At 65.0% G+C, this 20813-nt stretch carries 22 protein-coding genes; 5 read left to right on the top strand and 17 right to left on the bottom strand.

The genetic code is table 11. The features are described 5' to 3' along the window. Positions 1-51: 51 nt before the first annotated feature. The 9 genes from AC1A0G_RS09180 to AC1A0G_RS09140 all read right to left on the bottom strand — a co-directional run bounded on the left by AC1A0G_RS09180 (position 52) and on the right by AC1A0G_RS09140 (position 6816). On the bottom strand, positions 52-891 hold the full coding sequence (locus tag AC1A0G_RS09180) for a ParA family protein (RefSeq protein WP_476529123.1): 840 nt from the start codon (positions 889-891) through the stop codon (positions 52-54). Positions 892-961: 70 nt separating this feature from the next. Next, positions 962-1915 carry a site-specific tyrosine recombinase XerD gene (xerD, locus tag AC1A0G_RS09175; RefSeq protein WP_476529121.1) on the bottom strand — a complete coding sequence of 318 codons (954 nt, stop codon included), beginning with the start codon at positions 1913-1915 and terminating at the stop codon, positions 962-964. A gap of 165 nt (positions 1916-2080) precedes the next feature. After that, positions 2081-2464 (bottom strand): 50S ribosomal protein L20, encoded by a 384-nt coding sequence (rplT, locus tag AC1A0G_RS09170; RefSeq protein ID WP_152357323.1) that lies wholly within the window; start codon positions 2462-2464, stop codon positions 2081-2083. 53 nt (positions 2465-2517) lie between these two features. Beyond that, positions 2518-2712, bottom strand: a complete 195-nt coding sequence (gene rpmI / locus AC1A0G_RS09165; protein ID WP_152357322.1) for a 50S ribosomal protein L35 — start codon at positions 2710-2712, stop codon at positions 2518-2520. 18 nt (positions 2713-2730) lie between these two features. Then, on the bottom strand, positions 2731-3432 hold the full coding sequence (infC, locus tag AC1A0G_RS09160; protein WP_163232035.1) for a translation initiation factor IF-3: 702 nt from the start codon (positions 3430-3432) through the stop codon (positions 2731-2733). A 326-nt stretch (positions 3433-3758) separates the two neighbouring features. Beyond that, the gene (locus AC1A0G_RS09155; protein WP_476529119.1) at positions 3759-4094 is read right to left on the bottom strand and encodes a branched-chain amino acid transporter permease; all 336 of its coding nucleotides are present in this window, start codon (positions 4092-4094) and stop codon (positions 3759-3761) included. Next, on the bottom strand, positions 4091-4915 hold the full coding sequence (locus tag AC1A0G_RS09150; RefSeq protein WP_476529117.1) for an AzlC family ABC transporter permease: 825 nt from the start codon (positions 4913-4915) through the stop codon (positions 4091-4093). Before AC1A0G_RS09150 ends, AC1A0G_RS09155 begins: the two co-directional genes overlap by 4 nt. A gap of 86 nt (positions 4916-5001) precedes the next feature. Continuing rightward, positions 5002-6033: a sensor histidine kinase gene (locus AC1A0G_RS09145; protein WP_476529115.1), complete on the bottom strand. Its 1032-nt coding sequence runs from the start codon at positions 6031-6033 to the stop codon at positions 5002-5004. Positions 6034-6084: 51 nt separating this feature from the next. Next, positions 6085-6816, bottom strand: coding sequence for a response regulator transcription factor (locus tag AC1A0G_RS09140; protein ID WP_476529113.1), 732 nt, complete (start codon positions 6814-6816; stop codon positions 6085-6087). A 247-nt stretch (positions 6817-7063) separates the two neighbouring features. On the opposite strand from AC1A0G_RS09140, the gene AC1A0G_RS09135 reads away from it, so the two are divergent. Together AC1A0G_RS09135 and AC1A0G_RS09130 are read left to right on the top strand one after the other, a co-directional pair. Further along, the gene (locus AC1A0G_RS09135; RefSeq protein WP_476529111.1) at positions 7064-7858 is read left to right on the top strand and encodes an ABC transporter ATP-binding protein; all 795 of its coding nucleotides are present in this window, start codon (positions 7064-7066) and stop codon (positions 7856-7858) included. After that, complete coding sequence (locus tag AC1A0G_RS09130; protein ID WP_476529109.1) at positions 7855-8655, top strand: ABC transporter permease; 801 nt, start codon at positions 7855-7857, stop codon at positions 8653-8655. Before AC1A0G_RS09135 ends, AC1A0G_RS09130 begins: the two co-directional genes overlap by 4 nt. A 470-nt stretch (positions 8656-9125) precedes the next feature. Here AC1A0G_RS09130 and AC1A0G_RS09125 read toward each other — a convergent pair whose 3' ends face one another. The 6 genes from AC1A0G_RS09125 to AC1A0G_RS09100 form a co-directional block, all read right to left on the bottom strand. Next, positions 9126-11138, bottom strand: a complete 2013-nt coding sequence (locus AC1A0G_RS09125) for a DEAD/DEAH box helicase (RefSeq protein ID WP_476529145.1) — start codon at positions 11136-11138, stop codon at positions 9126-9128. 291 nt (positions 11139-11429) lie between these two features. Further along, positions 11430-12140: an SDR family oxidoreductase gene (locus tag AC1A0G_RS09120; protein ID WP_476529108.1), complete on the bottom strand. Its 711-nt coding sequence runs from the start codon at positions 12138-12140 to the stop codon at positions 11430-11432. A 128-nt stretch (positions 12141-12268) separates the two neighbouring features. Beyond that, a complete protein-coding gene (locus AC1A0G_RS09115) occupies positions 12269-13558 on the bottom strand; it encodes a uracil-xanthine permease family protein (protein WP_476529107.1) in 1290 nt (429 codons plus the stop codon). Between the two features lie 176 nt (positions 13559-13734). After that, complete coding sequence (locus AC1A0G_RS09110) at positions 13735-14547, bottom strand: histidine phosphatase family protein (protein ID WP_476529106.1); 813 nt, start codon at positions 14545-14547, stop codon at positions 13735-13737. A gap of 76 nt (positions 14548-14623) precedes the next feature. Next, complete coding sequence (locus AC1A0G_RS09105; RefSeq protein WP_476529104.1) at positions 14624-15328, bottom strand: HAD family hydrolase; 705 nt, start codon at positions 15326-15328, stop codon at positions 14624-14626. A gap of 170 nt (positions 15329-15498) precedes the next feature. Then, positions 15499-16551: a 4-hydroxy-3-methylbut-2-enyl diphosphate reductase gene (locus AC1A0G_RS09100; RefSeq protein WP_476529103.1), complete on the bottom strand. Its 1053-nt coding sequence runs from the start codon at positions 16549-16551 to the stop codon at positions 15499-15501. An 80-nt stretch (positions 16552-16631) separates the two neighbouring features. Between AC1A0G_RS09100 and AC1A0G_RS09095 the strand changes: the two genes are divergently transcribed. Both AC1A0G_RS09095 and AC1A0G_RS09090 read left to right on the top strand, forming a co-directional pair. Continuing rightward, the gene (locus tag AC1A0G_RS09095) at positions 16632-17582 is read left to right on the top strand and encodes an aldose 1-epimerase family protein (RefSeq protein ID WP_476529101.1); all 951 of its coding nucleotides are present in this window, start codon (positions 16632-16634) and stop codon (positions 17580-17582) included. Between the two features lie 90 nt (positions 17583-17672). After that, complete coding sequence (locus tag AC1A0G_RS09090; protein ID WP_003817083.1) at positions 17673-17747, top strand: 50S ribosomal protein bL37; 75 nt, start codon at positions 17673-17675, stop codon at positions 17745-17747. A gap of 192 nt (positions 17748-17939) precedes the next feature. On the opposite strand, the gene AC1A0G_RS09085 is transcribed toward AC1A0G_RS09090, so the two are convergent. Both AC1A0G_RS09085 and AC1A0G_RS09080 read right to left on the bottom strand, forming a co-directional pair. After that, complete coding sequence (locus AC1A0G_RS09085; RefSeq protein ID WP_476529099.1) at positions 17940-18251, bottom strand: hypothetical protein; 312 nt, start codon at positions 18249-18251, stop codon at positions 17940-17942. Continuing rightward, positions 18248-18919, bottom strand: a complete 672-nt coding sequence (locus AC1A0G_RS09080) for a sigma-70 family RNA polymerase sigma factor (protein ID WP_476529143.1) — start codon at positions 18917-18919, stop codon at positions 18248-18250. Before AC1A0G_RS09080 ends, AC1A0G_RS09085 begins: the two co-directional genes overlap by 4 nt. 243 nt (positions 18920-19162) lie before the next feature. Between AC1A0G_RS09080 and AC1A0G_RS09075 the strand changes: the two genes are divergently transcribed. Next, positions 19163-20728 carry a UDP-N-acetylmuramoyl-L-alanyl-D-glutamate--2,6-diaminopimelate ligase gene (locus tag AC1A0G_RS09075; RefSeq protein ID WP_476529097.1) on the top strand — a complete coding sequence of 522 codons (1566 nt, stop codon included), beginning with the start codon at positions 19163-19165 and terminating at the stop codon, positions 20726-20728. Positions 20729-20813 lie beyond the last annotated feature (85 nt).

The following is a 20813-nucleotide window of genomic DNA, read 5'->3' as shown; positions in this document are numbered from 1 at the left end:
ATGGCAGTGCGTCCCATATGCTCGTTACCTCGGTCTGGGATTGCGGAGGATTCAGGCGATCACGCGACGGGCGACCAGCTCGCGTGCGACCTCGCGGTACTCCTTGCTGGTCTTGTGGTTCGGCGCGAAGATCGTGATCGGCGCGGCCGCGACCGTGGAGTCGGGCAGTTTGATCGACCGGGAGATGACCGTGTGGAAGACCTTGTCCTTGAACGCCTCGTAGATGCGCTGCAGCACCTCTTCGCAGTGCAGGGTGCGCGTGTACATGGTCACGAGCACGCCGTAGATCTCAAGGCCGGGGTTGATGCGGCTCTGAACCTTTTCGATCGACTGCATGAGCAGGGCCACGCCGCGCAGCGCGAAGAATTCGGCGGCGACGGGGATGATCACGCCGTCGGCCGCGGTCAGGGCGTTCACGGTGAGCAGACCCAGCGACGGCTGGCAGTCCACGATGATGACATCGTATTCGTTCTTGATCGGACGCAGCACGCTGGCGAGGATCTGCTCGCGACCGACCTCGGTGACGAGCTGCACTTCGGCGGCCGACAGGTCGATGTTCGCGGGGATGATGTCGAGGTTCTCGAATTCGGTGTGCTGGATGACCTCGTGCACGTCGAGACGCGGATTGAACAGGGCCGTGTAGATCGTGTTGTCGATGTTGTTCGCGTTGATGCCCAAGCCGACGCTCGCCGCGCCCTGCGGGTCGAAGTCCACGATGAGCACGCGGCGGCCGTACTGGCTCAACGCCCCGGCGATGTTGATGGAACTGGTGGTTTTGCCGACGCCGCCTTTTTGGTTGCACATGGCAATCACCCTTGCCGGGCCGTGCTGGCGCAGCGGCTCCGGGGCGGGAAACGTCTCGTATTCACGTCCAAGCAGATCGGTAGGCATAATGCCTCCCATCATAACATCAGTCCCCGCCGGCGTGCCGCCGCTGATGTCGTCGTGCCGTCGCACATCGTCATCGTGCGCGTGGATGCGCGGTCAGGTACGTTTCGATCAATGTTTCGGGGCTGACATGCGTGTAGATCTGCGTGGTGGTGACCGATGCGTGGCCGAGCAGCTCCTGCACGGTGCGCACGTCCGCGCCGCCCTGGATCAGATGCGTGGCGAAGGAGTGACGCAGCGTGTGCGGATGCAGCGGCTTGTCGATATGCGCGCGTTCGCCGGCGAGTCTGATGATCTCCCAGACCGACTGGCGGGACAGTCTGCGCCCGCGTTTGTTGAGGAAGATCGCACGGCGTTCGGGATTGCCGCGGGCGACGCGCGCCTCCAGCACCGGACGAGCGATGCTCAGATACCGGCGCATCGCCTCGCACGCGTAGGAGCCGAGCGGCACGAGCCGCTGTTTGGACCCCTTGCCCATGAGCCGGGCGACATGCTCGTCCAGATCGATGTCGTCGAGGTTCGCCCCGACCGCCTCCGATACGCGCGCGCCGGTGGCGTACATGAATTCGAGCAGCGCCTTGTCGCGGCATGCGACCGCGCCTTCGAACGTGCCGGCCTGCGCCCCGTCCGGTACCGGTACGGCGTCGAGCAGGCGCGCCACCTCGTCCACGGTGAGCACGTCGGGCAGTGTGCTCGCGCCTTTGGGAGCCTTGATGCCGGCGGACACGTCGTCGCGCACCGCGTGTTCGGCCAGCGCGAACCGGTGGAACATGTGTACGCTGGCGAGACGCCGCGCCTTGCTGCGTGCGCTCTCCCCCGCCGCATCGAGATATGCGACGTAATCCTCGATGTCCTGCTTGCCGATCGCATCCGGCTTCACGACGCCGCGGTCGGCAAGCCATGCAATGTATTTGTCGAGGTCGGATTCGTATGCCGTGACCGTCGCCTTCGACAGTCCTCGTTCCACGTCGATATGCGCGATGAACCGCTCTTCCAATCGCGCCAGCTCGTTGTCTTTGTTTCCCATATCGGCCCATGATATGCGAGAACCCCGCACTATGGCGGGGTTCCGTTACGCGATCAGTCCACAGGACCGTCTGTTTCACGCCCGACGCGCTGCCGCGCGTCCTTCGCGGATACCCGTATTGCATCCGCTCACCTCGGCTACCGACAGTCCACAGGACTGTCAGTTTCACGCCTCGGCAGGAGCGTTCACGTCGGCCGGCAGGGCGTTCTTGGCCTCGGCGACGATGGCCTTGAAGGTCTCCGGATCGGAAACGGCGAGCTCGGCGAGAGCGCGGCGGTCCAGCTCGATGCCGGCCAGCTTCAGGCCCTGCATGAAGCGGTTGTAGGTGATGCCTTCGGCGCGGACGGCGGCGTTGATGCGCTGGATCCACAGCTTGCGGAAGTCACCCTTGCGAGCCTTGCGGTCGCGGAAGTTGTAGGTAAAGGAGTGGAGCAGCTGCTCCTTGGCCTTGCGGTACAGGCGGGAGCGCTGGCCGCGGTAGCCGGAAGCCCTCTCGAGAACAACGCGACGCTTCTTGTGGGCGTTCACTGCGCGCTTGACACGTGCCATAATCTATTCCTCAGCTTTCTAAAACGTTTTTTCGCGAATCGGCTTCAGGCGGCTCAGCGGCCCAGCAGCTTCTTCATGACCTTGGTCTGCGACGGAGCCAGCACGGCATCGGCCTTCAGGGCGCGACGCTTGCGAGCGGACTTGTGCTCCAGGTTGTGGCGCATGGCGCTGCCATTCTGAACCAGCTTGCCCTTGCCGGTGACGCGGACGCGCTTGGACGCGGCGGAATTTGTTTTCATCTTCGGCATTGCTGCCCTCCTTGTTGGTTACTTCTTTTCGGAAGTCGTGTTGTCTTCGGTGCCGTTGACCGCGGCCTTCGCCTCGGCTGCGGCCTGTGCCTGGGCCTCCTGCTTGGCGGCCAGACGAGCGGCCTGGCGCGCCTGGCGTTCGGCGCGGGACTGGTCGCCGCGGCGGCGCTGTTCGGACTGCGTGTGCACCTTCTTGCCCTTGGGCGCAAGCGTCATGATGATGTTGCGGCCCTCCTGCTTGGGAGCGGACTCGATGGTACCGTACTCCTGCACGTCGTCGGCCAGTCGCTGCAGCAGTTCCACGCCGCCGATCGGGCGGGACTGTTCGCGGCCGCGCAGCATGATCGTGACCTTGACCTTGTCGCCGCCGCTCAGGAAGCGGGTGACATGGCCCTTCTTGACTTCGAAGTCGTGGTCGTCGATCTTCAGGCGGAAGCGGATCTCCTTGATCTCCGCGGTGCTCTGGTTGCGGCGGGCTTCGCGAGCCTTGATCTTCTCGTTGTACTTGAACTTGCCGTAGTCGATGAGCTTGGCGACCGGAGGCTTCGCGTTGGGTGCCACCTCGACGAGATCGAGGTTCGCTTCCTTGGCCAGGTTCAGGGCGACGGAAGTCGCGATGACTCCCACCTGCTCGCCGTTCGGTCCGATCAGACGCACCTGGGAGACGCGAATCTCGTCGTTAATGCGTGGTTCGTCGCTAATGATGACTCCAATCCTCATGTTCCTTCAGCAGGTCACCCCGGACGGACGCGATGCATCGCACGAATTCATGGCATGCCATAGCAGACGTCAACCTACGTCCTCAACACATCGAATCATGTGCTTCATGTCGTTCGCGACATGTTCCGGCGTCTCGCCGCCGGTCTTGGCTGTTGCCGTGAACCCGAGGCCATGACAGGCTTCCAGGTGGGGTTGCCCCGCTTTCTTGATTTCTCAAGCCTTGTAGATAATACCATATGCCTCGACCTGCGCGTGTCGCGGCCGAACGGCGGCCGATCGGCGACCGTATACAGCCGATCGCAGCCGTCCCGCGACCGATCCCAAGGTCAGGCGAACACGGTCTGTACCAGCACCATATACAGGATCGTGCCGCCCGCGATCGACAGCAGCATGTTCTTCTTCCACATATGCAGTCCGATGATCGCCAGCATCGCGATCGCCTCAGGGATGCCGTGGCTGCCGGAAGTCAGCGACACGTCCTTGAGCGAATACACGACGAGCAGTCCGGTCATCGCATACGGCAACACCTTGCCGAGGTAGCGCACGAACCGTGGCGGCTCCTTCGATTCGGGGAACAGCAGGAACGGCACGAACCGGGTGAGCATCGTGCCCAACGCGACGACCGCGATCGTCGCCACGGCCTGCCACAGGCTCATCGTCATCGTCCGTCCTCCTTGCGCCCATCACTATGTCCGCGCTGTCCGTCGTCCGCCGCCGCAGCAGCGATCGCAGCCCTGGCCCGTTCGTCCGTCTTGACGTCGTCCAGATACGGACGCAGCGCGACGAACAACGCCAGCATCAGCACCAGCGAGGGAATCATGAACCGGTCCGCGCCGAACACCAGCAGACACGCGGCCGACGCGAGCACGCCGACCATCGCCGGCACATGCCGCTTCTCCCCCATCCACTGATCGAGGAAGATCACCAGGAACAGCGCGGTCAGCACGAATTCGATGCCGCGCGTCGAGAACGGCAGCAGCCCGCCGACCAGCCAGCCGAGCGCCGTGCCGCCGATCCAATACCAGCGGTTGAGCAGCGAGACGAACAGCATGAACCAGCCGCGGTCCACGTCGTCCGGGATCTTCGCGGACGAGTTGATCGCGAACGTCTCGTCGCACATCGCGAAGATCAGGTACGGCTTCTTCCAACCCATGTTCCTGAACTTGCCGAGCATCGACAGACCGTAGAACAGGTGCCGCGCGTTGACCATGATCGCCAGCAGGAACGCGGCGATCGGGTCGAACGCCGACAGCAGCAGGTTCACTGTGACGAATTCCATCGATCCGGCGAAGATGAAGAACGCCATCGAGACCGGATACCAGAACGCGAAGCCCTTGGCGTGCATGAGCAGGCCGTACGAGCAGCCGAGGAACAGGAATCCGGCGGCGATCGGCAGGGTCAGCGGCATCGCGGCCCCGAACGCGCGGGATATCACGCCCCTGTTGGTGCCGTCGTCCGTGCCGCCTCCGCCAGCGAGTCGCATGTCGCCTCCCGTTGTTTCATCCGCCGTTGTGCCGTGACCTTATCTTAGACCGCGCGCCGACAGAACACCGGCCGGAGACCACGCGCTCACGAGGACAGCGGCAAGGTGATGAGCATCGCGGTGCCGCCCGGCGACGACGATTCGACGTCCAGCGTGCCGCCGTAGCGGTCGGCCACGTCGCGGGCGAGCGCGAGTCCCAGCCCGTAGCCCTGGTGCGCGGCGCCGTCGTCGTCGCGGGCGAACCGGCGGAACAGCCGCTCCGGGTCGCCGCCGATGCCAGGTCCGCGGTCGGTCACGCGGATCGCCGCGTCGCCGTGACGGTAGCCGAGCGATACGGTGACCTCGGAGCCGTCCGGCGCGTGCGCGACCGCATTGTCGAGCACGGCCACGACGCAGCGCGACAGGCCGACCGCATTGCCGGAGACGACGAAATGGTTCCGTTCGCCGTCGATGCGCGTGGCGATCGTCACCTTGCGTTTGTCGGCGAGCGGACGCACCGCGTCGGCGGACTGTTCGATCACGCCGGCGAGCGCGACCGGTTCGGTGTTGACCGCGCCGCGTGCGGCGACGAGCAGGTCGGTGAGGATCGCGTTCATGCGGTCGACGTCGCCGCGCAGGTCGGCGAGCGGCTTGTCGATGCTCTGGCCGTGCGAGCGGCGGAAGTCGATGAGATCGATGCGCGTGGAGATGACGGCGAGCGGCGTTTTCAGCTCGTGGCTGGCGTCGGCGACGAAATCCTTCTGCAAGGCGAAGGCGCGTTCGAGCGGTTCGACCTCCTTGCGCGAGTAATGCCATCCGACGATGGCGACGGCGGCGATCACGCCCACGACGAAGAGCAGGGTGAAGGCGACGGCCTTGCGCGTGTCGATGACCATCATGCCGGAGCCGAACTGTTCGGTCACGGACATGGCGTTCGGGTCGAGGCCGCGTTCGGTGAATTCGTGGCGTGAGCCGAGCAATACGCCGGCGACGAACAGGATGCCGCCGATCAGGGTGACGATGCTCATGGCGATGGTCATGCGCAGGCTGATCAGCCCGGCTTTCGTGCGACCGGGCCGCAGTCCGTCGCGCAGGACGGCGGCGATGGACTGCCATCCGTGGTGTTTCGTGTCGTTCATGAGTCCAGGTTTCTCGTACAGGATGGTGATGACGGCCGGGACCGACGCCGGTCAGCGGGCCATCGGGCTGCCGATGCGGTAGCCGCGCCCGCGTACCGTGTCGATGATCGTACGGTCGGTTTTGCCGCGCACGTAGGAGACGTACACGTCGACGGTGCCCGCGTCGGCGCCGTCGGAGAACACTTGGCCGAGCAGTTCGTCGCGGGAGAACACGTGGTCGGGCGACGCGGCGAGCGTGGCGAGCAGCTTCGTCTCGGAGTCGGTGAGCGAGACGGCGCGTCCGTCCGGGTCCTCGATGAGGTTCGACCCGGGCTTGAGCAGCCAGTCGCCGATCGCGACGCCGGCGGCCTGCGCGTGGAATCCACGCAGCAGCGCGCGCAATCGGGCTTCGAGTTCGACGAAGTGGAACGGTTTGGCGAGATAGTCGTTGGCGCCGGAGTCGAGTCCTTCGACGATGTCGTCGACGCCGGACAGGGCGGTGAGCACGAGCGCCGGAACGGCGATGCCGCTGCCGCGCAAGGTGCGGATGAGGTCAAGCCCGTCGCCGTCCGGCAGACGACGATCAACCACGAGCACGTCGTAACGGCCGGATTGCAGCCGCTTACGGGCGGCACTCACCGATTCGACCCAGTCGACACGGTAGTCCGGGTCGAGCATTTCGCTGGTCATCGAACCGAGGTTCGGATCGTCTTCGATCAGCAGCACCGCGGGCAGCAGCAGTCGCATCGGATCGTGCATCGCATCGGTCGCACGCTGTCCGCCGCCGGTGTTCGTCTCATTCATCGTCCATCACGTTCCTCATTGTAGTGTCCGCGGGAATCGGTCCCGGGCAGTCAGATCCATCGTTGCGCACGTGTCTGCGAGCGGCCGCGCAACCTTCCTGCTATCGCATCGTCCACTCAATGCCAAGCCGTCTAAGAGAACGCTTAGAATCGCCGCAAATGGCCGTATCGTCGCGTTTCCTCGTAGCATTGCGAGCATGAAGACAAGTACTCAACCACTGTTCACGGCAGAACATGCGACGTGCCGGATGCCGAAGACGACGACGGCCGTGGCGGACGACTCGGTGCGGCTGCCGTCGCTGTTCCGCGGCTTCGAGCGTAGGCATGACGACGTCGAGTTCAAGACCATTTTCTCCGACGTGGCGTTCACGCTGCATCGCGGCGACATCGTCGATCTGGTCGGCCCGTCCGGCACCGGCAAGAGCACGCTGCTGACGACCGTCGCGCAGCTCAACCCGTATGCGAGCGCCGATCTGACGTTGGAGGGCACGCCGAGCACGGCGATGACGCCGGAACGCTGGCGTCGCGAGGTCGCGTACCTGCCGCAGCGGCCGACGCTGACCGGTTCGAGCGTGCGCGAGGCGATTCTCATGCCGTTCACGTTGCGCGTGCACCGGTTCTCCGACGACGGCTCGTCGCTGGAGGAGCGCCGGCCGGACGAGGCGACGCTGCGGCGCACGTTGAACACGGTGGGCTGTTCGGACATCGAGTTGGAGCGTCCGCCGCAGGATCTGTCGGTGGGCCAGCAGGCGCGCGTGTGTCTGCTGCGCACGCTGCTCACGTTGCCGAAGGTGATGCTGGCCGACGAGGTCGATGCCGGTCTGGACGAGGAGAACGCGGACAAGGTGGGCGATATCCTCGCGTATGCGGCCCGGGAGAAGGGCATGGCGATCGTGCGTGTGCGGCATCGTGCGGCGGATGGCCGGGCGACGCGCACGCTGCATCTTGAGGCGGGCGTGCTGACGGAGATCACGGGGGATGCCGCGGACGCGCCCACGCAGGCGCATGGCGGCGAACGTAAGGAAAGCGAGGCGGCGCGATGAGCACCGGGAATGCGGGAGCCTATCCCATTGACGTATGGGGTCTGATCATCACCATCGTGCTGGTGGCCGTGGCCGCCGGATTGTCGTATGCGATGCGGCTCGGCGTGCACCGGCAGATGCTGTGGGCGACGATCCGTTCGCTCATCCAGCTGCTCGCGATGGGCTACATCCTCAAGTTCGTCATCGAACAGAACAACCCGTGGCTGGTGTTCGCACTGATCGCGGTGATGATTCTCGCGGCCGTGCAGATCACGATGTCGCGTGCGACGAACATTCCGCGATCGGTCATGCCGTCGGTGTTCCTCACCCTGACGGCGAGCGTGATATTGCAGGTGTGCGTGGTCACGGAGATGGTAATCCGCCCGCATCCGTGGTATGCGCCGACCGTGCTGGCGACGATGAGCGGCATGCTGCTGGGCAATGTGGTGTCGGCGATCGCCGTGGCGATGAGCCGGTTCTTCTCCGACATGGACGCGCGGCGCTATGAGATCGAGATGATGCTCAGCCTGGGCGCGACGCCGTTCGAGGCGGCCAAGCCGTCGATCATCTCATCGGTCAAGCTGGGCATGATCCCGACGATCTCGCAGCTCGCATCGAGCGGCATCGTGCTGATTCCGGGCATGATGGCAGGACAGGTGATCGCGGGCGCCGACCCGTTGACGGCCGCGAAATACCAGTTCGTGGTGCTGGCGGTGATCAGCGCGCTCACGTTGATGGCGGATTCGCTCATCATGATCCTGATCTACAAGACCTCGTTCACGGCCCTGCACCAGTACAAGACCGCCGACGCGCGATAGCGCGGGGCGGTTCGCGGCGGAATCGTGCTACGCGCGATCGATCAAGCGGCTTCGCTGCGAGTATTATGGACGGACTTCGTCCGCGTTGTCGTTGGCGGCTGGCGCCGTGTAGGTGCCCCACCCGTCAGCTTCAGGACACCCGCTCTGCTATGGACGACCTGACGGCCGCGGTGTCGTAAGCGGCTTCGCCGCGAGTACCCCAACCCGGCGCTTCGCTGCCACCCGTCCTGCAATTACGGACGGACTGCGTCCGCGCTGTTGTTGGCTCGCCTGTCGGCTCGCACTTCGCCTACAAACGCCGCCGGCGTTTGCTTCACGGCGAAGTCCCTGAAAGGGGAGGGAAAGATCAAAACACTTCCCTCCCCTCTTAGGGGAGGGTGCCCGGCGTAGGCCGGGCGGGTTGGGGTACTGCGGCGAAGCCGCTTAATACAACGCGACCGTCAGGTCGTCCATACCTCAAAGCCGGGTGCTCAGCGACCCATGCGGAACGGGGCGCGCTTGATCTTGGAGTGACGGCGGCGCGGACCGTCCGTGTTGCCGTATTTGGCGATCATACGCCGCTCGTGGCGCTTGACGGCCTCGCCGCGTTCGTCGGTGATGATGCGGTTTTCGTCCTTGCGGTGGATGCGCTTGCCTCCGCCGTTGCCGTCATGGCGACGCGACTGGTACGCATCGTGACCGGCACGCCCGTTGCGGGCTTGACGGTCGCGGTCGGATGAACGGCCGACGCGATCACGGTCGCGGTCGGCACCGCGGCTCCTTCTGTCGTTGCGTTCGTCGGACGATGTGGCCCGGCGATCGGCCCGATCATCATGCTTGCCCGGCGTACGCGGCTTGCCGCCGCGGCGCTCCTCGGGATGTTCGAACAGGTAGTCGCGGCGTTCCAACGCGGGATCGCTCAGTCCCGCCCGGCGTTCGGCGCGGTTCTGCTTCGCGGGCTTGGTCTCGACGGTCTCCTGCGCGGCGGCCTGTGCGCGTTCGAGCCGTTCGGCCGCGCGGCGACGGCGACGTTCCTTCTTCATCGCGTTGCGCTCATGCATCAGCCGTTCCGCACGCTTCTGGCGGCTCTCGCCGCCCGTCTCGTCGGCGTCGTCCACCAGATCGGTGCCGGGCATATGGCGAAGCGCCTTGCCCCGGTCGCCGCCCTTGCGATCACGCGACTTGCGTCCTCGACCGCCGGCCGGCTGTGTCTGCTCAAGGCTCCAGCCTTCCACCAGTTCGGCTCTCTCCCCCACCAGTTCGAGCACTTCGGGCGAATCGTGGCGCACCTTGACCGTCTCGGCCTCGATGCCGGCCGCCTTGAGCAGACGCCGGGCCTCGCGCCGCTGGTCCGGGGTGACGAGCGTGACCACGACACCGGACTTGCCGGCACGCGCGGTGCGTCCGGAACGGTGCACGAACGACTTCGGCCCTTCCGGCGGGTCGACCTGCACGACGAGCTCCACGTCGCTCACGTCGATGCCACGTGCGGCCACGTCGGTGGCGACCATCACGTTCACGTCGCCTTCCTCGAACGCGGCGAGGTTGCGGTCGCGCTGGTTCTGCGACAGGTTGCCGTGCAGCTCGGATGCGGGGATGCCGGACTGGGTGAGCTTCTTGGCGAGGTTCTTCGCCTGGTATTTGGTGCGCGTGAACAGGATGCGACGGCCCTTGCCGGAGGCGAGCGTGCGCACCATGTCGTTCTTGTCGGCCTTCTCGATCTCGAACACGTACTGTTCCATCATGTCGGCCGCGTCTTCCGGCTCGGCCACGCTGTGCACCTTCGGGTCGCGCAGGAATTCGCGCACGACCTCGTCGATGCCGTGGTCGAGCGTGGCCGAGAACAGCATGTGCTGCGCGTCGGGACGGATCTGTTCGAGGATGCGCTTGACCGGCGGCAGGAAGCCCATGTCGGCCATCTCATCGGCCTCGTCGAGCACGACGACCTGCACGTCGGACAGCACGAGCGCCTCCTGGCGCAGCAGATCCTCGAGTCGGCCCGGGCATGCGACGACGATGTCCGCGCCGGCCTTGAGGTCGCGGATCTGACGGCTGTATTTGACGCCGCCGTACACGGTGGTGGTGGTCATGCCCGCCATGCCGGCAAGCGGTTCGAGCACGTCGTTGATCTGGTTGGCCAGTTCGCGGGTCGGCGCGAGGATGAGTCCGCGCGGATGCGGCATGAAGCCGTCGGCCGTACGCTCCTCGTGGCGGGCGGCGCGGACGGCCTTGATGTTGCGGCGGTAGTCGGCCATCGGCATGCCCGGCTCCCATGCGGCCTCGCACAGGCGTGCGGCGAGCGGGATACAGAACGCGAGCGTCTTGCCGGAGCCGGTGCGGCCGCGGCCGAGGATGTCACGGCCGCGCAGCGAATCGGGCAGCGTGTCGGCCTGGATGGGGAACGCCTCGGTCTTGCCGTCGGCGGCGAGGACGCGCAGCAGCGGCTCGGGCACGCCGAGTTCGGCGAACGGGACCGGCTCGATGTCGACGGCGGCCGTGGTCACGGCGAACGGCTCGGCGGTTTCCTCAGTGAAGGTCTTCTTGGTCTTGGAGGGCTTCTTCTTGGTAAATTTCTTGGGCACAGCGGCCTTTCATGTCAGGTTCTCGCGCAAGGTGCGCAAACCTAGCCACTATAGCTGGTTCCCGGGATTTTTCCGCAATAATCCCGGGAACCACGGCCTGTGCGGTTTTCCGCCGGAAAGGGCGGCAATACGCCGATCCTCACATGTGCGTATGAGCGAAAATGTACGGTTTCCGGTCCCCGGGATGATTCCGCCCGATCCCGGGAACCCATCTCACACGTAGTTGCGTTCGATGAGAATGTCGGAGACGGTCAGGTTCGCGTCGTTGACGAGGTTGAACAGGATGACCTCGGCCAGTTCGGCCGGATTCATGAACGTGTGCTGCTTCTCCTCGGACACGTAATCGTGGCTGTCGCGGTAGAACGCGGTGTCGATGCCGCCCGGGTAGACGCCGACGATCTTCACGCTCGTGCCCTTGTAGGCCGCCTTGAGACTTTGCGTGTATCCCTTCTCGCCCCATTTGGTCGCGCAGTACACGGATTCGTTCGCGTTGCCGCGCGTAGCGGCGGTGCTCATCACGTTCGCGATTTTGAGATCGGTCTCCCCGTCGGCCTTGAGTGTTTCGACCGACCACAGGATCATGCCTTTCAGGCCCTTGAGGCACTTGTCGATGTCGGCGGCCTCATAGCCTGTCGGCACCTTGAACGACGGCTGGCCGGCATTGTTGACGAGCAGGTCGATATGGCCGAGCGCCTTGATTTCGGCGACGGACTGCCGAACGAACGCCTCGTCGGACACGTCGCCCACATAGCCGCGGTACACGTCGGACGGGAATTCCTCGGCGAGCGCGTCCTGGCGTTCGGCGTTGAAGTCGATGCCGGCGACGAACCAGCCGCGTTCGATGAGCTGCCGGGTCAGCTCGTAGCCAAGCCCGAGCGCGCTGCCGGTGACGATCGCGATCTTCTTGCCGTGTGCGGTTGCCATGATTGCCTCCTTGCCGTCGCGTGTATCGTGGGTCAGCTTACCGAATCGTCGTGACGCCACGAAAAACGGCTCCCCTCCTACTTATCGGAGGGAAGCCGTAACGATGGACGACGCGAGCCGGCTGTCGGCTACAGGATGTCCGGATCGTTCTTGTCGATGGTGCCGGTGGCCTTGCCGATGGCCTTGAGGCCGTGGTAGGCGACGAGGATCACGATCGTGCCGATGGCGATGCCGTTGAACTGGATGCCGTTGAACGCGAACTCGAACTGGCCGATGGCGATGATCATGACGATCGCGGCGACCATGATGTTGAGCGGCTTGTCGAAGTTGACCTTGTTCTCGACCCAGATGCGGATGCCCATCATGCCGATCATGCCGTAGAGCAGCGTGGTCACGCCGCCGAGCACGCCGGCGGGGATCGTGTTGATGATCGCGCCGAACTTCGGGCACAGGCTCAGCAGCAGGGCGAAGCCGGCGGCGCACCAGTAGGCGGCGGTCGAGTAGACCTTGGTGGCGGCCATCACGCCGATGTTCTCGCCGTACGTGGTGGTGCCGGAGCCGCCGCCGAAGCCGGCGATCGCGGTGCCCAGGCCGTCTGCGAACAGGGCGGTGCCCATCTGGTTGTCGTAGTCGCGGCCGGTCATCTGCGCGACGGACTTGACGTGGCCGACGTTCTCGGCGACGAGCACGAGCACGACCGGCAGGAACATCGGCAGGATGGAGAAGTCGACCTGCGGGGTGTGGAAGTGCGGCAGGCCGATCCATGCGGCCTTGCCGATGGCGGAGAAGTCGACCTGGCCGCGCGCGCAGGCGTACGCGTATCCGACGATCACGCCGAGCAGGATGTTGAGTCGGCCCGTCAGCCCCTTGAACAGCACGGCGACGAGCAGCACGGCGACCAGCGTGACGAGCGCGGTGTCGGGCGCGGCCTTGAAGTTGTTCCACACGCTCGGCGCGAGGTTGAAGCCGATGATCGCGACGATGGCGCCGTTGACGACCGGCGGCATGATGATGTCGATCCACTTGGAGCCGGCGTAGTGGACGGCCACGCCGACGAGCGCGAGCAGCAGGCCGGTGACCATGATGCCGAAGCTGGCGACCGCGGGGCCCTTGTGCGCGGTGGTGACGGCGGTGATCGGCGCGATGAAGCCGAACGACGAGCCGAGGTAGCTCGGCAGCACGTTCTTGTTGATGAGCAGGAACAGCGCGGTCGACAGCGCGGTGAAGAACAGCGTGGTCGACGGGTCGAAGCCGGTGAGGATCGGCACGAGGAAGGTCGCGCCGAACATGGCGACGACGTGCTGCGCGCCGATGCCGGCGGTGCGCGGCCAGGTCAGGCGTTCGTCGGGTTCGACGACCTCGCCGGGGGCGAGCGTCTTGCCGTCGCCGTGCAACGCCCATGTGAACAGGTTCTTCATAGATGAACTCCTTCGGTTCTCTCCGAGCGGGCGCGTTACGTCATGCGCCCGCGCATCGTGAGCCATTGTAGCCTGTTCACCAGTCCTTCACGTTTCGGTTCGGCCTTCCCGCTCCCCTAATCGGTCCCGCCGGCAGTCTTCCCGAGCGGGACAGGCCGGGTGGCAGCGCCATGTGCTCACAGGTGCGGGTCGACGGCGTGCACCACGTCCACGAGGTCGCCGTTGGACAGGGTCGGCTTCTTGAACGAACGCCAGTCGGTCACCTGCACCTCCCATTTGCCGTTCTCCTCATTGAGCACCGGCCGCGCGGTCTGCTCCCAGCGGAACCGCTTGTACGTGCGCCCGGTCGCCGGATCACGCCGTGAATAATGCAGACACGTGCAGTTCGTGATCTGCCATTCCGCAGAGGCCGCGCGATGCATGAACTCCTCGTCCGAGAGGTCCTCGAGCACGAGCATGAGCGCGAGCATGAGGTCGCCGTGGCTGACCATCACCACCGACTGCGCGTCGGATTTGCGGTCGAGCGAGGTGAGCAGGTTGTGCACGCGGTTCTCCGCCACGTCGGCGATCGACTCGCCTGCCGGCGGACGCCAGTACAGCGGATCGGTGTTCTTGAACATCCAGTTGCGCGGGTAGTTGCTGCGGAAGTCGTCCTTGGTGATCGTGTTGATCTCGCCCCACGAACGCTCGCGCAGTACGCGGTTCTCCTCCCATTTCGCTTTCGGCAGCGCCATCGTGGCGGCCGTCTCGCGCGTGCGCACGTACGGCGAGACGAGATAGCGGTCGAACAGCTGCTGCTGGTCGACGAGCCACCGGCCGATGCAGTCGGCCTGCTTGCGACCGGTCGCGGTCAGTCTCCATGAACGGTCGGGCACGGTGACGTTGTCCTGCGTGTACAGCGAGTTGTCGCCGCGGTCGCCGGCGCTGATGATCACGTTCGCCTCCGATTCGCCGTGGCGAATCACGTATACGTCGAGCGGCATTCCCATAAGCCTTGCTCCTTTCGTTCTGTCAGGTCTTCTGTCGTTTTCAACCGGACAATTCCGCGCGACACGCCGGGCGACGCTATTTGACCTGTGTGATCCGGTCGCCCTTGACCATGTACGCCTTGCGTGCCATGTCGATCATCGGCTGGTCGAACTTGCTGTCGGTGTAGAATTCGTCGATCGGCGCGTCGCCGAACAGTTCGCGGAACCGTTTCGGCTTGTTCGTGTTGAAGTTCAGATAGGTGACCTCCAGCGTCTGCGGGTCGATCGTCGATGCGACCAGATTATGCAAGCCGAGTCTGCGGCATGCCTCGCCCACGGTCACGTCGAACGATGCGGTGAGGATCACGTCGTCGGACTGCGGATGATACCACGGCTTGATCCTGCGCATGTTGCGGTCCCAGAAGCGGCTGACCAGCGCCTCCAGTCCGCCGTTAAGCCGTTCGTCCTGCGCGACGATGCGCCCGGTTTCGACGTCGTGCGCGACGCCGTCCAGAATGATGTCCAGATCGCCCGGCTGTCCGTCGGATTGTCCGTCTTCCGGTTCGCATAGGGAGTTCACCTTGCGCGACCGGGCGAGATCATGCAGGTATTTGCGGGCGATGTCGCCGACGCCGCGTTCCATCTGTTCGAGCGTGGCCTTGCCGAGCTTGTATTTGATCGCATACCGCAGCACCGGCGCGAGATGGCGGAATACCTTGGGATCGTAGCGGGCGCTGAACAGATACAGGTCGAACAGGCTTTCGCCGTCGTAGATCGTGCCGTCAAAATCAAAAACCCGCATACCGCTCCCTGTTCCTTTGATAGAGGCCATCATAGCGGACACGATACGGAGCGCCGGCTTATCGCCGGCTAATGTTCCCCTGCGTTCGGCAACCGTTCACCCACGCGTAAGCCGGCGGAGCTCCGACGGCCGAGCCGTCAAAGAAACAGTCCGGTGGACTGTTTCTAGGTTCAGTGAGCCGCCTGCGGCGAAGGCTGCCGTCCGCGCAGCTCGGACGGCAGCACGAAGTGCATGTTCTCCTTGATCGTCTCCACCGAGGACACGTCGGTGAACCCGCGGGCCTTGAGCGTCTCGATCACGCCGGCGACCAGTTCGTCGGGCACGGACGCGCCGGACGACACGCCGACCGCCTCCACGCCGTCGAACCATGCCGGGTCCATCTCCGAGGCGTCGTCGACGCGGTGCGCCGTACCGCGGTCACCCAGCGCGTCCTGCGCGACTTCCATGAGCCGCACGGAATTGGACGAGTTCGCCGATCCGACGATCACCACGCAGTCGGACTGCTCCGCGATGAGCTTGACCGCGGTCTGGCGGTTCGACGTGGCGTAGCAGATGTCCGAGCTGGGCGGCTCCTTGAGCCACGGGAACTTGGCCTTGAGCGCGGCGATCGTGCCGGCCGTCTCGTCGATGCTCAGCGTGGTCTGGCTCAGCAGCACGAGCTTCGTGCCGGGCGCGAAGTCCAGCGAATCCACGTCGCCGGCGTGTTCGATCAGGTGGACGTGCTCGGGGTTCTCCCCCACCACGCCGACCGCCTCGTCGTGGCCCTTGTGCCCGATGTAGATGATCTCGTAGCCTTCCTTGACGAAGCGCAGCACTTCGCGGTGCACCTTGCTCACCAGCGGGCAGGTGGCGTCGACCACGTGCATGCCGCGCGAGGCGGCCTCGGCCTTGACCGACGGCGACACGCCGTGCGCGGAGAAGACGACCGGAATGCCGGCCTTCGCGGCCTCGTCGGGGATTTCGGCGAGTTCCTGCACGAACACCGCGCCCTGGGACGCGAGGTCCTCCACGACATGCTTGTTATGCACGATCTGACGGCGCACGTACACCGGCGGCAGCCCGTCCTCGCGCGGCGCACGGGACGCCTTGAGGATCGTCTGCACGGTCAGAATCGCCCGATCCACACCCGCGCAGAAGCCGCGCGGGTCCGCCAACACGATCCGTTTCGCCATCATATCCGCCTTTCGTTTTTCGCATGTCCCCGACCATAGTAATCGACGCACGCGCTACACTGGAGCGTTAGCGGTAACATCCGTTACCGGGCACACGAAAACCACACATACCTCACTATGGAGTGATGCATATGACGAAGAACATCCCGCCGCGCACCGGCCAGCAGTATTCCATCCACTACGGCGACTGGGCCGCGGTGATCACCGAGCTGGGCGCGACGATGCGCAAGGTGACCTATCAGGGCAAGAACGTGATCGTGCCGCTCGGACCGGACGACCCGGTCACCTGCTGCCACGGCCAGCTGCTCGTCCCGTTCCCGAACCGCATCGAGGCCGGCACCTACACGTTCGAGGGCAAGACGTACACGCTGCCGATCGACGAGCACGACCGCAACACCGCCATCCACGGCTACGGCTACCGCTCCTACTGGAAGCTCGAGGAGCTGACCGAGAACTCCGTCACCCAGTCGTGGCGCGTGCCGTTCCTGCTCGGCTACCCGTTCGACGTGATCGTGACCGCCAAGCATGAGCTGGACGCCGACGGACTGCACATCACCGTGAGCGCCTACAACAACGGCAAGACGGACGCGCCGTGGGCGCTGGCGATTCACCCGTGGCTCGACAACGGCTTCAACGGCTACGGCGACGAGATCGACGGCCACAACGCGCAGTGCCGCCTGACCATCCCGGCCGACACGCACGTGACCGTGGACGAGAACCTGATCCCGACCGGCACCGAGCCGGTGGACGGCACGAAGTACGATCTGCGCGAGCACCCGCTGCTGACCGGCCAGCCGTTCGACGACGCGTGGACGAACGTGCACCACGATGCGGACGGCACCGTGACCGCCACGTTCACCCGCCCGGACGGATTGGAGATCAAGGTGGGCGGCGACGAGACGATCACCTCGTTCCAGGTGTGCACCGGTACCGGCTTCCCTGCGTTCCAGCATCCGGCCGGCACCGCCGTCGAGCCGCAGACCGCGTACGCGAACGCGTTCAACACCGGCAACGAGCTGATCGTCATCAAGCCGGGCGAGACGAGCACGACCAAACTGTTCATCAAGGCCGAGCAGCACTGACCGCAGGTTCGGCCGACGGCAAGTTGCGAACGTCTGCGGGATGTGCGATAATCCCGTAGGCTTATTAATCTTGTAGTAAAGGAGTCCATCATGGGCATGCGCGGACGTAAGCGCAAGGATCGTCGCAAGAAGGCTGCCAACCACGGCAAGCGTCCGAACGCCTGATCCGAGCCTGTTTCAGGCTGCGTGAATAACGCTGGAAAAGCCCCCGTGCCATGTCGGCAACGGGGGCTTTTCGCAATGCTTGGCTCCCTCGGCTGAGGGAGCTGTCAGCCGCGGGCTGACTGAGGGAGCGTCACAGCATAACACCTCATATGCATACCATCGGTCTTAATGCGACCACACAGCGCCCATCGCCTATTCGTCCGAATCGCAGCAGCAGTGGTCGAGCGTCTCGCGCAGCCGGCGCATCAGACATTCGGGGGCGACGTCCGGGCGCAGGTAGGCGCGCATCATGTCGATCAGCGCACGCTCGCGCGCATCGCAGCAGGTGGCCGGATCAAAGCACTCCTCGGCCTCGTCGCCGGTGCCGCAGAGCGCATCCGGCTGCACGCCGGGGCGGATGGCCGGATCGGGATGCACCGCGGCAACGTGCACGTCGGTGCGGATCACCGTGCCGTCGGCGGTCTGACGGGTTACCGAGATATGACGCTCCATCTGCTCGCTCATGACCGCTCCTTATGTCCGACTTCGACCGTCTTCCTGCTCTCTTCTCCATTATCGCCGTCCGCAACGCGCTTCGCGGACAGTGAACCGTCGGCACCGCGGCCGTCGCCCTTCACGTATCCCCGCTCTCTCGCATACGAGGCCAGGTCGCGTTTGAGCTGCGTGCGGGCGCGGTTGAGCCGGCTCATCACCGTGCCGATCTTCACGCCCTGCTCGTCGGCCACCTGCTGATAGGTCTTGCCGTCGATCACCGTGTCGATGAACACCTGCCGGCGTTCGGGCGACAGCCGGTCGAGCGCGACCATGATCTCCTCGGGCGCGAACGTGTCGAGATACTCGTCCTCGGCGGATTTCAGGCCCTCCGACGAATGTTCGGACGCCGAGTAGATGTCCCAGTCGTCGTATTCGCCGGTCGAATCGTTGGCCCGCTGCGGACGGCGCTTGGCCTTCGCGTACTGGTTGAAGTAGGCGTTGCGTTCGATCGTGGTCATCCACGCCTCGAAGTTCGACCCTTCCTGGAACGAGTCGAACGCCTTGAACCCGCGTTCGAACGTGTCCTGCACCAGATCCTGCGCGTCGTCGGAATTGTTGGTCAGTTTCATCGCCTGACGGTACAGCGCGTCCACGGCCGGCATGGCAAGCCGTTCGAACCGTTCGCGTTTCGCCGCCATCTCGGGCGTCATGTGCCCCGCACGCCCCGGTTCATCCACGGCGCGCCCCCGCGCCGTCCGACCGGCGTCTTCCCCGTCCCTCTCGCGTTCGTTCACGTTTTCGTCTGCCACGGCTCCCATTGTAACGGCAGCGGCACGGCTCGTCCGGCCAGTAGGCCGGGACACGCCCGGGGCCGCCACCGAACGTGCACATGGCGCACGGTAGAATGGCTAGTCGTCACGAACATAAGGGAGAGCATCATCATGGCTTTGACGTTGCAATCGGCCGCCCGACTGCTGGACGAGCATCATCTGCTGCGCGAGATCATCGCCGGCGACCTGTGGACGCTGAACGCGACCGACGTCAACGGATACGACCAGCCGTTCTCCGACGTCACGTACGACACGCGTCAAGTCGGCGCGGGAACGCTGCTGTTCTGCAAGGGCAATTTCAAGCCGGACTACCTGCGCGACGTCGATGCGCACGGACTGGCCGCGTATGTGGCCGAAACCGATTTCTCCGCCGCGACCCGCGCCCCCGGCCTGATCGTCGACGACGTGCGCAAGGCGATGAGCCTGCTGTCGGCCGCGTTCTTCGGCCGCCCGCAGGACGAGCTGACCGTGATCGGCATCACCGGCACCAAAGGCAAGACGACGACCGCGTACTTCACGCAGGCCGTGCTCAACGCTTACTCCGGCGGCCGTTGCGCCCTGTTCTCGTCGGTCGACAACTGCCTCGACGGCCACACGTACGCCGAATCCGCGCTGACCACGCCGGAAAGCCTCGACGCGTTCCGCATGATGCGGCAGGCGCTCGGCAACGGCATGCGCTACCTGGTGATGGAGGTCTCCTCCCAGGCGTACAAGGTGCAGCGCGTCTACGGGCTCACGTTCGACGTGGCCGCGTTCCTGAATATCTCACCCGACCATATCTCCCCGATCGAGCATCCGACGTTCGAGGACTACCTGCATTGCAAGCGGCAGATCTCGTACAACTGCCGCACGCTGGTGCTTGGTGAGGACTGCGACCACGCCGATCTGATCCGTCAGGACGCGAGCCGGGCCGGCGTGCCGATCGTCACGTTCGCGCTGCGCGACCAGGCCGGCGACGATGACGGCATCGACGTCGTCGCCACGCCGGACCCGCATCACCCGACGCAGTACGTGTTCCTCGATCACGGCGCGACGATCGGCGATTTCTCGCTCGAACTCGAAGGCGGCTTCAACGCGGCCAACGCGGCGGCCGCGATCGCACTGGCCCGCGAAGCCGGCGTGCCGCAGGACTCCCCCGCGTTCGCCGCGCTCGAACAGGTGCGCATCTCCGGCCGTATGGAACGGTTCGCGAGCGCCGACGGCAACATCGTCGCCTATGTCGATTACGCGCATAATTACGTGAGCACCAAGACGCTTGCCGAGTTCGTGCTGCGCAAGTATGCTGACCGCGCTCCGAAGCTCGTGCTGGTGACCGGTTCGGTCGGAGACAAGGCCGTGGACCGCCGTCAGGGCATCATCGACGGCGCGCAGGACAAGGTCGATCGGATCATCCTCACCTCGGAGGACACCGTCAAGGAGCCGATGGCCGACATTCTGAACGAGATGCGCGGCTACATCACGAACCCGCATGTGTCGTCCACGATCATCCTCGACCGCGCCAAGGCCATCGAAACCGCGGTCGACGAGGCGCGTGCCGACGCGGCGGCCGGACGCCTGACCGTGCTGCTGGTCATCGGCAAGGGCGAGGAGCAGTGGATCAAGGTCGGCGGCAAGCATGCACCATATGAGGGCGACGGCCATGTGATCCGTCGTCTGTTCGGCATCGCGCAGAACTGAACGCCGCACGGACGCCACACGCCCATCGCACCCACGTATCCCGCCGTCCGCCCCGCCATCGTGCGTCACGGCCCGTACCTACACT

The sequence above is a fragment of the Bifidobacterium sp. LH_230 genome (assembly GCF_056357555.1).
The sequence above is the reverse complement of the archived record's forward strand: the minus strand, read 5'-3'. Positions and strand labels throughout refer to the sequence as shown.